13 protein-coding genes are annotated in these 14,005 nt (G+C 34.4%); 7 read left to right on the forward strand and 6 right to left on the reverse strand.

Annotated features, from left to right (window positions below; genetic code table 11):
* The 6 genes from ASE40_RS16775 to ASE40_RS16800 form a co-directional block, all read right to left on the reverse strand.
* A complete protein-coding gene (locus ASE40_RS16775; RefSeq protein ID WP_057118281.1) occupies positions 1–456 on the reverse strand; it encodes a T9SS type A sorting domain-containing protein in 456 nt (151 codons plus the stop codon).
* On the reverse strand, positions 453–1,463 hold the full coding sequence (locus ASE40_RS16780; protein WP_057118282.1) for a hypothetical protein: 1,011 nt from the start codon (positions 1,461–1,463) through the stop codon (positions 453–455). Before ASE40_RS16780 ends, ASE40_RS16775 begins: the two co-directional genes overlap by 4 nt.
* 7 nt (positions 1,464–1,470) lie before the next feature.
* Entirely contained in the window at positions 1,471–2,409 is a 939-nt protein-coding gene (locus ASE40_RS22130; protein ID WP_057118283.1) for a hypothetical protein, read from the reverse strand.
* Positions 2,410–2,414: 5 nt separating this feature from the next.
* The gene (locus tag ASE40_RS16790; protein WP_057118284.1) at positions 2,415–3,134 is read right to left on the reverse strand and encodes a hypothetical protein; all 720 of its coding nucleotides are present in this window, start codon (positions 3,132–3,134) and stop codon (positions 2,415–2,417) included.
* A gap of 171 nt (positions 3,135–3,305) precedes the next feature.
* Positions 3,306–4,391 (reverse strand): hypothetical protein, encoded by a 1,086-nt coding sequence (locus ASE40_RS22135; RefSeq protein ID WP_057118285.1) that lies wholly within the window; start codon positions 4,389–4,391, stop codon positions 3,306–3,308.
* 546 nt (positions 4,392–4,937) lie between these two features.
* Positions 4,938–5,300: a nuclear transport factor 2 family protein gene (locus ASE40_RS16800; protein WP_057118286.1), complete on the reverse strand. Its 363-nt coding sequence runs from the start codon at positions 5,298–5,300 to the stop codon at positions 4,938–4,940.
* A 231-nt stretch (positions 5,301–5,531) separates the two neighbouring features.
* Between ASE40_RS16800 and ASE40_RS16805 the strand changes: the two genes are divergently transcribed.
* The 7 genes from ASE40_RS16805 to ASE40_RS16835 all read left to right on the forward strand — a co-directional run bounded on the left by ASE40_RS16805 (position 5,532) and on the right by ASE40_RS16835 (position 14,001).
* Entirely contained in the window at positions 5,532–5,891 is a 360-nt protein-coding gene (locus tag ASE40_RS16805; protein WP_057118287.1) for a hypothetical protein, read from the forward strand.
* 232 nt (positions 5,892–6,123) lie between these two features.
* Entirely contained in the window at positions 6,124–7,215 is a 1,092-nt protein-coding gene (locus ASE40_RS16810; RefSeq protein ID WP_057118288.1) for an efflux RND transporter periplasmic adaptor subunit, read from the forward strand.
* A 50-nt stretch (positions 7,216–7,265) separates the two neighbouring features.
* Positions 7,266–10,388, forward strand: a complete 3,123-nt coding sequence (locus tag ASE40_RS16815; protein WP_057118289.1) for an efflux RND transporter permease subunit — start codon at positions 7,266–7,268, stop codon at positions 10,386–10,388.
* A gap of 175 nt (positions 10,389–10,563) precedes the next feature.
* On the forward strand, positions 10,564–12,060 hold the full coding sequence (locus ASE40_RS16820) for a TolC family protein (protein ID WP_082586826.1): 1,497 nt from the start codon (positions 10,564–10,566) through the stop codon (positions 12,058–12,060).
* A gap of 153 nt (positions 12,061–12,213) precedes the next feature.
* Entirely contained in the window at positions 12,214–12,774 is a 561-nt protein-coding gene (locus ASE40_RS16825; protein WP_057118290.1) for a Crp/Fnr family transcriptional regulator, read from the forward strand.
* A 73-nt stretch (positions 12,775–12,847) separates the two neighbouring features.
* On the forward strand, positions 12,848–13,174 hold the full coding sequence (locus tag ASE40_RS16830; protein ID WP_057118291.1) for a DMT family transporter: 327 nt from the start codon (positions 12,848–12,850) through the stop codon (positions 13,172–13,174).
* Between the two features lie 380 nt (positions 13,175–13,554).
* A complete protein-coding gene (locus tag ASE40_RS16835) occupies positions 13,555–14,001 on the forward strand; it encodes a GNAT family N-acetyltransferase (RefSeq protein ID WP_057118292.1) in 447 nt (148 codons plus the stop codon).
* The last annotated feature ends 4 nt before the right edge of the window (positions 14,002–14,005 follow it).

The following is a 14,005-nucleotide window of genomic DNA, read 5'->3' on the forward strand; positions in this document are numbered from 1 at the left end:
TTATTGCTTGATGATTTTAATTGTTTTCTGGTCGCCGTCTTTATAGCTAAGCACCACTAAATAAACCCCTCTCGGATATTCCCCAAAAGAAATAATCTGATTATCGACGCTTTCCGTTCTTGAAAAAGTCTGAAGAATCTGGCCTGATATTCCATATACCGAAATAGAAGAAACCTTATTGTCATTTACCAGCTCCCATTTTAAGTATAGCTGTTCTTTTACTGGATTGGGATAATAAGATATAACATCTTCATTAGAGAATTTAAAAAGATCATCTTCTGTGACAGCTTCAATTTCTTTAACATCCTGCACTGATTTTCCAGCTGGGTTGCAGCCCGAAATGCATAAATTCCTTACGATCTGGTTCCCGGCCGAATCATAGCTGAAAGTGATTTTCTGCTGGGCATTTGCAAAAGCGCAAAACCCAAACAATAAAAGTGTAATTAGTTTTTTCATGGCTTGTTTTCAAGTTTTTCTAAACGTTTGTTTTGTTCCGATATAATGTTTTTTAATTGTTGCGTTTTCTTATCCTGCTCAATCATATAAAGGGTAAGCTCTTCAATCTTCTGAAGCAGTTTCGAATTCATTTCTCCAAGATTGATTCCGTTTTTCAAAACCTCCTCTTCACTTGGGATATTCTCCAAATGCCCTTTCTCTGCAATATGCTTTTCTACTTCTTGAAGTGTAGGTAGTGAATAATCTTTTTTGAAAACAAAATCAGACCAGCCATTCATGTCTACTTTTACCTCTTTGGAATGGATTGTGCCGTTTACAGCTAATTTACAATCGGGAGATTTTGTTCCTATTCCAACATTTCCTCCTACTGGGGCGAGCAATAAATTTTGTTGATCTGTTCCTGGTTTAACACTTTGAATATATCCCGCTAAATACTGGTCGTCATAGCCAAAATACATGAATTGGTTTACTGTGGCACTCCTTAATTTGATAGTCCCTACTTCATATCCTGCCTGAGAAGAACCAATTATTTCCAATTTAGCAGTTGCATTATCGGTATTGATACCTAAATTTCCTTGAGAATTTATAGTTACAGCTTGTTTATCTGTTCCGTTTACCGAAAAAACATTAAATGACATTGCGTTATCCAATAATCGAATATAAGACCCTCCTCTTGCAGAATTTAATAAATGAATACCTCCATTAGTTGTATTGAAATTATGAACATTATTCCCAATACCTACACCTGTATATGTCCAACCAGGTTCACTGGCCCAAAGCATAAGATCGGCTTGACCACCTTCAGCTCCATTTCCAAAAGAATGGAGTAAAATTCTAGAATCTCCATGACTGCCATAAACTTCCAATTTATTTGTTGGAGCATTTGTACCTATTCCTACAAAATTATTGCCTGATAATCCTTGAATTGCTCCGTTTGGCGTATATATCTGAGCATTTACAGCTGTTGCAAGGAGTGCAATAATGATCTGGGGTAATTTAATTCTCATATAATTTTTATTCTAATTTCTTTTCAATCTCTGAAAGCCTTTCAGACATATACTTATAGTTTTGGTTCTCCCTCTTTAATTCTTCTATTTTCTTATTCTGCCCAATCATATATAAAGTCAATTCTTCAATTTTCTGCAAAAGCTTGGCATTCATTTCTCCAAGATTTATTCCGTTCTTCAAAACTTCTTCTTCACTTGGAATATTCTCCAAATGCCCTTTCTCTGTAATATGTTTTTCAACTTCTTCAAGAGTTGGCAGACTGTATTCTTTTTTAAATACAAAATCAGACCAGCCGTTCATATCGACTTTTACTTCTTTAGAATGGATTGTTCCATTCACTGATAATTTTGAATCGGGATCAATTGTGCCAATACCAACATTTAGATTTTCATTAATTGATAAAGCAGGTATGAAAGAAGCATTATTGTCTTTCCAGCCAAGTCTTAGATATCTGTTATTTGATCCTCCAGCACCACTATTCGTTTTAATTTGAATTGCACCACTACTTGCGGGACCTGATATTGTGCTTATTTCTAAATCTTTTCCAATTATTAAATCTCCTGTTAAAATTTGATTTCCAACCAAAATTTGATTTCCGTTAAAGACATTAGCGCCTCTTGTAGCCACTTCATTCCACTCAGAATTTGATGATACTGCACTTCCGGATGCAATTTTTCTAAAAAATAAACGATCGTTTGACGAATAAGATGAAGATAATTGTAATTGATAATTATTACCATCATTAGAATGCCTTACCACAAATAAATGCTGCCATCCAAATGCTTGATCAGCATTCACTCCGCTTGCTAAATATCCTTGATAAGCTCCCGATCTTAAAGGAACAGAAAAATCTGTAATTTCTAAAGCACGACCATCTGCAATTTGCTGTCCAAATGAAATGGCGGAAATTAAGAATAAGATTATTGTAATTGATTTAAGTTTCATAATAATTATTTAGAATTTAATTTTTTTTCAAGAGCTATTATTTTTTCATTTTGGTTATCGATTTTTTTATTTTGTTCAATCACATACAATGTCAGTTCTTCAATCTTTTGAAGTAACTTAGCATTCATTGCCCCAAGATTAATTCCATCTTTTAAAACTTCTTCTTCACTTGGAATATTCTCTAAATGCCCCTTCTCAATAATATGTTTTTCTACATATTCAAGGGTCGGCAGATCGTATTCTTTTTTAAATACAAAATCCGACCAACCTGTCATATCTACTTTTACTTCTTTGGAATGTATTGTCCCGTTTACATCAAGTTTGTTTTGTGGATTATTGATTCCAATTCCAACATTTCCATTTCCAAGAATTCTTAACTTTTCCGTTTGTGGTCTTAAATATGATTCTTGAGTGAAAAACTGTAGACCATAAGTATTATTACCAGCACTTTCTGTAATAGTTCTAATTGAAGTACCATAAGTATCATAAGTAGTTATATTAATAGAATGCGCAATCATAATAGCAGATTCATTATCAATATTTGCATAATTTCTTACTAGTATATTTCCATTATCAACTTGTAGTTTTGCCATTGGATTTCCTGTGCCAATACCAACATTAGCGTTGCCAGACGTTCCATGAATAATACCTGAGGGCGTATATATTTGCGCATTTACATTCAAAGCAAAAATTATTGCCGACGCAATAGTTAATTTAATTTTCATAAATAAGGTTGTTTTTACTAATTTCAATATTTAAAATTTATTAAGCTCATAAAAAAAATAATTGTATAAGACACAAAGGTTTCTTTCTGTAACATCATACAAAAGTTTTTGTGAATGTCGGATTAACTTTTGATTACAGACTAAATTCAGCTACTGTATATATCTTCATTTTTAATTTTTCTTTATCTGCTTTAAAATTGAAATATCTTTTTTAATTTCTGAATTCTCCCTTTTAATACTTTCATTCTCTTTTTTCATCTCAATCATATAAAGAGTTAATTCTTCAATTTTTTGCAGAAGCTTAATATTCATTTCTCCCAGATTAATTCCATTTTTTAAAACTTCCGCTTCACTTGGAATATTTTCTAAATGACCTTTTTCATTAATATGTTTTTCTACTTCTTCAAGTGTCGGCAACTTATATTCTTTTTTAAATACATAATCCGGCCATCCAATCATGTCAACTTTTACTTCCTTGGAATGAATTGTGCCGTTTACATCTAATTTGTTTGTTGGATTATTTACTCCAATACCTATATTGCCTACATTACTAATCATCATTCGGTCTTTCCATCCATCAGTATAAGTTCCGAATACTATAGAATTTGAGCCCCTAACTCCAAGCTGCTGATTAACTTCTCGTGAAGTTAAATAATTAGTTTCGCCGATGTGGCCCAGTAATATGTGACCATTATTTTGCAAATCACCTGCAACGTGGAGTTTAGCTTCTGGTGCAAAAGTTCCAATACCAATATTTCCATTATTGCTGATATGAAAAAAGGGATGGGATGTATCGTCTGTCCAGTTGTAAATTGAAAAGCTAGATTCAGTTATCATATTAGCACCCGAGCTTATTGCCCAAGTTTTTCCAGCGGGATTTCTAAGAAAAATTTTTGTTGTATTGGCATTGACACTTTCATTCCCTACTCCAATACTTCCCATAACGTCAAGCTTATAAGCAGGATAATAGCTTCCTATACCAAAGTTTCCAGAATAGATATATGAATTTCCCCCATCCTTAAAAAATACGTCGGCACCGATACGGGTCCCTCCCGTAAAGTCACTCGCGTAATTCAATGACAAAACATTACCAGTGTCATGAACAATTGCTCTTCCGCCTGAACCTCTATCAGGGAAACGAAAAATGACATCAGCCAATCCGTTGTAATAAAAAATATTATTACCATTAGGTGAATTAATCTGCGAAACTGCACTAATTGAAATTAAAAGAAGACCTAAAATGTAAAATTTCTTCATAGTTATAATTTGTATTTTGATTTAATATTATTCATTTCCTTTTTCAAACTTTCAATTGATTTATTCTGCTCAATAACATACAGAGTCAGTTCTTCTATCTTTTGTAGAAGCTTTGCATTCATCTCCCCTAGATTAATACCGTTTTGCAAAACTTTTTCTTCACTTGGAATATTTCTAGATGTCTTTTTTTATTATTATATTTTCTACTTCTTCAATTGTTGGAAGATTATACTTTATCTTAAATATAAAATCTGAACACGCATGTAGTATATTCGTTTTAAGTATTTATAATAAGTTTGTAAAATAAATACAATTTAACAAGAAAAAAACACTGAAAAAACATATCTAATTTAGATATACAAACTAAAAAAAATAAACCCATAAAATTTTACGGCTTTCCTCATTTTGAATATTTATCAATCAAAAAATTTAATTAAAACATAAAAGGCAAAATCTAAGATCTTGCCTTTTTTAAGAGAATATAATTTTTTAAAACTTTTGAATGTTATTTTCCTAAATTATTTGCGTCATTAAACTCATTTATAACTAATCTTCTTGAACCAACTCAATATCCATTGTCTTAATCAACCCATCTTCAAAAGTATAAACATGCTTAACTAGACCGTCAAAAATCAAATTACCCTGCAGGTCTTTTACATTTTGCTGTACTAAAACTTCTAAACTGTCATTTTCCCTTTCAGCAAAACCAACTGGATCTACTTTCGGATTAATTTCTGCCCATTGTCTTGTCCAATATTGTCTAATTTCGTCGTGTCCACTAATATAGCCGCCTTCCCAAGCCTTTGACCATTGTACATTTTCTTGCATTGTCGATAAGCATTTGTCTATATTTCTTTCGTTAAAAGCATTATACGCTTTTCTGATTACGTCTTGGAATTGATTTGACATTTTATACGTTTTAAAGTGGTCAACTAATATAGCAATTCTAACTTATTAAAATAAATACCGACAAAAATTTAAAACCCTAAAAATCAACTTCAATTATTATCAAATTTTTAATTATTATGGTTTTTAGAAAAATTTTAAGAATCCTTACTTTTCAAATTGCTATATTTGGCGCACTTTCAACAACTATAAGCCTAGTTTTTGAGTAACAAATATAATCCTGCTGTGCTGTAAATGAAACCTATTAAGTTCATATATATCGTTTTACTTTCGCTGCTTTCTTTCTTTAGAGGCACCGAAACGTATCAGCAGCCTGTAAATTTTAGCAGCTGTATCACTCATGACAGTGTTACCGCAGATGATACACTCTTTAATTCTTCGGATTATTCTTCTTCTAAAAATTTAGAAGTTCATTATAAACTCAAAAAGAAAATAAAATCCAGAGCTACTACTTTAGAACAAAGTACAATCAAAGCTCCTTATTTTAGTAATCTAATAAACTTCAAGCTTTACAAAAAGAGCTTAATTTATGGTATAGCTTCAATCTACCAAGTTCAAAGGCATACTTATCTTCATTTGTATCAGTTATTCTAGGACTCCAAATTTGGTTGTTTTTATATTTTAGATTTTTCTGAAACGATTTTTCATGTGCCTATATGGCGTATGGAATATCATTGCTATAAAAACATTTTTTCTAAGAACGGTGCTTCTATCCAAAAAGGAAGTAATCCGAAAACATCTCTAATTTCAATATTTACATAGATTTCAAACTCCCTTTTCTTGCATTGGAGAGCCTATATTTTTATTTAATTTTTAAAACCTAATCATGAATATTTATAAAAATCCATTCCTTTTATTCACTTTATCATTGTTCGTTTTAGTCTCGTGCGGTGATAAAGCAAAAAAGAATTCCGAAAACATTAAAACACTTCCTGTATACAAAGTCACCTTAAAAGACACCATAGTTTCGAGCAAATTTGTTGCCGATGTACATGCTAAAAACAATGTAGAAATCCACGTTAGAATTCCTGGTTTACTAGACAAAGTTTATGTAAGCGAAGGACAAAAAGTTAAAAAAGGACAAATCTTATTTAAAATAAGCGATGTCGAACTTCAAATTCAGTTGCTGAAAGCAGAAGCTGTTTTCAAAAGCGCAAAAGCCGATTTAAGAATCGCAACGGTAGAATTAGAACAAGCACAAACTCTTTTCAATAAAAAAGTAATTGCAGACAAAGAATTAGAATTATCTAAAGCAAAACATGAAGCGGCTTCTGCGAAATTAGCCCACGCTGCCGCAGAAAGAAAAGCAATCAACCAGCAGATTAGTTTTACTACAATCCGTGCGCCGTTTGACGGAACTGTAGATAGAATTCCGTTCAAAGAAGGAAGTTTAGTAGAAAATGGTTCACTATTGACTACTGTTTCTCAGCTGGATGACGTTTACGCTTATTTTTCAATTCCTGAAAATACATATTTCCAAATGATGGAAGACAAAACTCTTAATACACAAGGAGATATAAAACTTGTCTTGCCAAACGGAATGGTTTATGATCAAAAAGGAGAACTAAGAACTGCCGACGGAGAAATAGACAGACAAACGGGTTCTATTCAATATAAAGCCAAATTTCACAATCCGCAGGGATTTATCAAACACGGAACTTCGGGTAAACTGATTATTTCAGAACCAAAAACCAATGCAATTTTAATTCCGCAGAAAGCTGTTTTTTCAATTCAGGACAAACAATACGTATTTCTGGTAAAAAAAGATGGAGTAGTTAAAATGACCAATGTTACAATTGGAAGTACTCTAGATGATGTTTATATCCTAAATGATGGTCTAAAAAATGACGACCTGATTGTACAGGAAGGTACGCAATCATTGAGAGACGGCGATAAAATCAACATCAAACAAATGTAGGTTATCAACTTGTAAAACAGTTATTTAATTATTGATCTAAAAAAAATATAATGATAGAGTTATTTATCAAAAGAAAAATATTGTCATTAATCATCTCGGTTATGATAGTTCTTTTGGGATTACTGGCTTTGTTCCAGCTTCCCATTACCCAATTCCCAGATATTGTACCACCTTCTGTAACCGTAACAGCCAAATATACAGGAGCAAACGCAGAGGTTTCTGCCAACGCCGTCGCCCTTCCGCTCGAGAGAGCCATAAATGGTGTGCCGGGAATGACGTATATGTCGACCGTAACTTCTAATGACGGTTTAACCTTAATTCAGGTTTTCTTCGAAGTTGGAACCGATCCCGATTTAGCGGCTGTAAACGTGCAGAACCGTGTAACAACAATATTGGATGAACTACCCGAAGAGGTAATTCGTGCGGGTGTTACAACCGAAAAAGAGGTGAACAGTATGCTGATGTACTTGAACATTACGAGTACAGACAAAACTCAAGATGAGCAGTTTATCTTCAACTTTACAGATATTAATATCCTGCAGGAATTAAAACGTATTGATGGTGTCGGACGTGCCGAAATTATGGGGCAAAAAGAATATTCTATGCGTGTCTGGCTGGATCCGCAAAAGATGCTTTCGTATAATATTTCGGCAAATGAGGTAATCAGCTCACTTCAAAAACAAAACATTTCTGCTGCACCAGGTAAAGTGGGTGAAGGATCTGGACAGCTTGATAATCAGTTACAATATGTAATTAAATATGGCGGAAAATTCTTTGAACCCAAACAATACGAAGAAATTGCGCTAAGAGCCAATCCAGATGGAACAATCTTAAGATTAAAAGATATTTCGAACATAGAATTTGGTTCGATGAGTTACGGAATGGTTTCTAAAACCGACGGAAAACCTTCGGCATCCATCATGTTGAAACAACGTCCGGGGTCTAACGCTTCTGAAGTTATTGCAAGCGTAAAAGAAAAAATGACGGAATTAAAAGGAACTTCTTTTCCTCCGGGAATGGAATTTAATATTGCGTACGACGTTTCCCGTTTTCTTGATGCTTCTATTCATGAAGTTTTAAGAACTTTGATCGAAGCCTTTCTTTTAGTAGCCTTTGTAGTTTTTATTTTCCTGCAAGATTGGAGATCGACTTTAATTCCAGTATTGGCAGTACCTGTCGCACTTATCGGTTCGTTTACTTTTATGTCGATGATGGGATTCTCGATCAACTTACTGACTCTGTTTGCTTTAGTACTTTCGATCGGAATTGTAGTCGATAACGCTATTGTTGTCGTCGAGGCCGTTCACGTCAAAATTTCCGAAGAACATATGGCACCGCTTGAAGCCACCATAAGTGCCATGAAAGAAATTACAGGTGCCGTAATTGCAATTACAATTGTTATGGCTGCTGTATTTATTCCCGTAGCATTTTTGAGCGGTCCGGTTGGGGTTTTCTACAGGCAGTTCTCTTTAACAATGGCGATTAGTATTGTCATTTCTGGAATTAACGCCCTTACCCTTACTCCTGCCCTTTGTGCAATTATGCTAAAAGCGCATGATCCGAATAAAGAAAAGAAATCATTATTAGATCGTTTTTTCCAGAGATTTAACAATTGGTTTGATAATGTAACTTCAAAATACATTAAAGTATTAGTAAAGTTTGCTGACAGAACTTCGGTTACTGTTGGTTTACTGGTTCTTTTCTGCCTCTTTACTTGGGGAACAAGCAAGTTTTTACCGTCAGGATTTATTCCGTCTGAAGATCAGGGAATGGTTTACGTAAGTGTTACAACACCGCAGGGTGCAACTGTAGAACGTACCGAAAAAGTATTGGATCAAGTAACTAAAGTTGCCAAAGGAATTCAAGGTGTCGATAACGTAACTACGCTCGCCGGATACAGTATCGTAACTGAAATCGCAGGTGCTTCGTACGGAATGGGAATGATCAACCTAAAAGACTGGAGCGATCGTGATATTTCTGTAAATGAATTTATAGCGCAGCTTACTGAAAAAACAAAAGGTATCTCTGATGCACAGATTGAAATATTTGCACCGCCAACCGTTCCTGGTTTTGGTAATACCAGTGGTTTCGAACTTCGATTACTGGATAAATCCGGCGGAAGCATTACGAATACAGATGAAGTGACGAAAAACTTTATTAAAGAATTAAATGCTTCGCCCGAAATACAAAACTCTTTTACCAGTTTTGACGCCACTTTTCCGCAGTATTTAATTCATATTGATTACGATCAGGCTGCGAAAAAGGGAATTTCAGTAGACAATGCAATGGCAACCTTGCAGACGATGTTAGGTTCTTTTTATGCGACCAATTTTATCCGTTTTTCTCAAATGTATAAAGTAATGGTACAGGCAAGTCCGCAGTTTAGAAAAAATCCTGAAAGTATTTTGGATATGTACCTAAAAAATGATGCTGGCGAAATGGTGCCGTTCTCCACTTTTATTAAATTAGAAAGAGTTTACGGTCCAGAAGTACTTACACGATACAATATGTACATGTCGGCAATGATTAACGGAGAACCTGCAGAAGGCTTCAGTTCTGGAGAAGCAATTGCTGCAGTAGAAAAAATCGCTGCAGAAAAACTCCCAAGCCGTTTTGAACTGGAATGGTCTGGTATGACGCGTGAAGAAATTTTATCAGGAAACCAAACCATTTACATTTTTGCGCTTTGTATACTATTCGTATACTTATTATTGGCCGCACAATACGAAAGTTTACTGCTTCCGTTCCCTGTATTATTAAGTCTTCCTGTGGGAGTTTTTGGTTCTTATCTTGCTCTTTTGATGGTTGGATTAGACAATAACATTTACGCGCAGGTAGCACTCGTCATGCTGATTGGTCTGCTCGCCAAAAATGCGATTCTAATTGTAGAATTTGCAATGGCACAAAACAAAATAGGAAGAGATATTACAGAAGCCGCGATTGAAGGTGCCAGACTTCGTTTCAGACCAATTTTGATGACTTCTTTTGCTTTTATTTCAGGATTGATTCCGCTGTGTATTGCTTCTGGTGCGGGTGCTGTGGGGAACCGTTCTATCGGAACTGCGGCTGCAGGCGGTATGTTAATTGGAACTGTGTTTGGTCTGGTAATTATTCCAGGACTTTACATTTTATTTGCCAAACTTGAAAAAGCAATGAATAAATCTAAAGTATAATTTTTTTAAGACACATAGATTCATAGAATTTAGAAATCATAAAAAGGCGTTTCACTTTTTTTAAAGTCACATAGCCATGTGTTAGAAACTAGTTTTTTTCAATCCCTTTTCAAAAAAAACTATGTTTCTATGTGTTGAATCAATTACGCTGCAGATTAAACAAATAAATTAAACAATGAAAGAGATATTAAATCAATATAAAAATGCTAATACGCAGTTTTTAAGGACAACCAGAAGTGCAGTTATAATAACTGGAGTTTTACTTTTAACGGCTTGTTCTGCGCCAAAAGTGAGCGATAAATTAACTGCTGCAAAACTTCCTGAGAATTTTGACGCGAAGAGAAAAGACAGTATAAATAATGCTTCGGCTTTTATTCCATTAAAAACAGAAACCTTTTTTAAAGATCCAAAATTAGAGCTGTTACTAAAGAAAGCTATCGCTCAAAATCCAGATTATTTAATTATGCAGGAAAGGATTTTAATTGCCAATTCGCATTTAAAAGTGGCAAAATTAGCCCTTCTCCCTTCTTTAGATCTAGTCGCAGATGCTTCTGGAACGCGTTATGGAAAATATACAATGGATGGAGTTGGTAATTTTGATACCAATTTTTCACAAAATATCAGCGACAAGCAAAGAATTAATGAAGACCTTACTCCTAACCTTTTTTTAGGCGGAAAAGTTTCTTGGGAAGCTGATATTTGGGGAAAACTAAGCAACCGTAAAAAAGCAGCACAGCAAAGATATTTTGCTTCGCAAGCAGGAATGCGATTATTGCAGACCCGACTTTTAAGCGATGCCGCCGATTTGTATTTCAAGCTTATTGCTTTAGACAAACAGGCAGCGATTTACGATAAAAACCTCACAACCCAAGAAAGAGCACTTGATATTGTTTCGGCTCAAAGATCGGTTGGAAAAGCTACGGAATTGGCTGTACAGCAGTTTAATGCGCAAAATAATAACATCCATGCCCAGGCATCTGAACTGAAATTAAGCATCGACCAAACCGAAAAAGCTTTGTTGACGCTTTTGGGTGAATACGGCGGAAAAATCGATCGAAGCAGTGACTTTTTATCGGGACATTTAGAAGTTTTAAACCAAAAAATAAGTGTAGATTCTATTATTCACAAAAGACCAGACGTTGCAGAAGCATACTTCGAATTATTAGCCAGCAACGCTGATGCAAAATCCGCAAGAGCTGCATTTTTCCCAACTTTAAATTTAGGCGGTTATGCAGGTTTCAATTCATTTTCTTTCAATACTTTTTTTGATGCTGGATCTTTCGCCTGGCAGATTTTAGGCGGTTTAACAGCTCCTGTTTTCAATAAAGGACAAATTAAACAGGAATTTTATGTCTCTAACCGAAGACAGGAAATTTCGTTTCTTCACTATCAAAATACAATCACAACCGCTTTCAACGAATTGAGTGCTTTATTGCATAGAAATGAAGCTTTTGAAGATGTTTTGAAATACAAATTAAAAGAAATTGATCATCTTGAAATTGCTGTAAACGTTTCTAACGATTTGTATTTAAGCGGTTATGCAAATTATCTCGAGATCATAAATGCGCAGAAAAACAAACTGCAGGCAGAACTTGATTTTGTTGATATTCAATTGCGAAATGCCAATTCTCAAGTACTATTGTACAAAGCTTTAGGCGGAGGAATTAATTAGTTTATATATTGGTCAAAAACTGTTCTTTTTTTAGCTCATCAAGAATACAGTTTTATATCCCATTTGCTCAGCAGATGGGATTTTTTTTTGAAGGAAATTTTCTGTTCGTTGTTACAACTACTATCTTTATTCTAAATTACTAAAAAAGCAACGATGAATATTGCCGATATTCTTGATCATATATACAAACTTCCCGAGCATTCTAAACTGGCTTTAGAAAATAATGTCCGGGATATGGCTTTTCCTAAAGGTCATATTTTACTGAGAGCCAATAAAATAGAATCAAATATTTATTTTATAAAAAAAGGATTGGTCAGAGCTTTTATTGAAAGGGATAATGAAGTTACTTTTTGGTTTGGAAAAGAAGGCGAAACCGTGATTTCGATGAAAAGTTATGTCGAAGAACAACCTGGATATGAAACGATTGAACTTCTGGAAGACTGCGAATTGTACGAATTAAAGACAGAAAACCTTAGAAAACTCTTTAACGAAGATGTTCATATTGCGAACTGGGGACGAAAATTTGCTGAAAAAGAATTAATCAAAACCGAAGAACGTTTGATTTCCAGACAATTCAAAAATGCATCAGAACGTTATCTCGAACTCATGAAAGATCATCCGGAACTGCTTCAAAGAGTACAATTGGGACATATCGCTTCTTATCTCGGCATTACCCAAGTCAGTTTAAGCCGAATAAGGGCGGAGTTAAAATAAATTTATTTTTTATCATTTGTTAAATTTTTTCTGAATTTCATAAAGGAACTTTGCACCACAAAATTTTAACGATATGAACTGGATTATTTTAATCATTGCAGGCTTATTTGAAGTAGCTTTTGCAGCCTGTCTGGGAAAGGCAAAAGAAACTACAGGAACAGAAATGTACTATTGGTATATTGGATTTTTTATTTCCTTAACCCTGAGCATGCTTTTGCTGATGAAAGCAACTGAAACACTTCCGCTTGGAACTGCGTATGCGGTATGGACAGGAATTGGCGCAGTTGGAACGGTACTAGTTGGTATTTTTGTTTTTAAAGAACCTGCATCTTTCTGGAGATTATTCTTTTTGGCAACTTTAGTAGGTTCTATTGTTGGTTTAAAAGCGGTTTCTCACTAAAAAAATATTATCCGAATTGGATACAACTTTGTCAAAGTTTCGAACTTTGACAAAGTTTTTTTGTTTTAAACACATAGGAATTACCCCAATCTTGTCATTCCGAGGAACGAGGAATCACACGTGGGATTCGACAAAGATTCTAGGCATTTTGTGTGGAGTTTCTAGTGTGATTCCTCGTTCCTCGGAATGACAAACTGTTCGTAAAGCTTTAAAATACAGCCCAAAGTTTCCATTTTAGTTTTGTGTTTTCAGCTTGGAATTTGGGATTTAAAATTTTGGAATTTAAAAAACTAATGCATTTTCAGCATCACATGATAAAAAAATAGCATTTTATATCATTAGTCTTCCCTTTATCTTTGTCAAATAAAGCATCATAAAACATGAAATTTAGCCATACCATTAAATCATTTGAGGAATTCACCAATGATGAACTGTATCAAATGTTACGTTTACGGAGTGAAGTTTTTGTTGTCGAACAAAACTGTCCTTATTTAGATCTGGATAATAAAGACCAAAAGAGTTTTCATCTTTTATATTATGTAAATGACCAATTAGCGGGCTGTACACGTTTACTTCCTGCAGGTTTATCATATGTTGAAATAGCAATTGGAAGAGTTGTGATTGACAAAACACATCGCGGATTGGGCTTAGGAATAAAGATTATGGAAGCTTCGATTGCAGGCTGTCAGGAAAAATTTGGCGAAGGCCCAATTCGGATCAGCGCTCAATATCATTTGTCGAAATTTTACCAATCAGTTGGATTTGTTGAGCAAGGCGAAGTTTATGATGAAGACGGAATTCCGCATATCGAGATGCTCCGAACTTAATAAA

The organism is Flavobacterium sp. Root935 (assembly GCF_001429295.1).
GTDB lineage: Bacteria > Bacteroidota > Bacteroidia > Flavobacteriales > Flavobacteriaceae > Flavobacterium.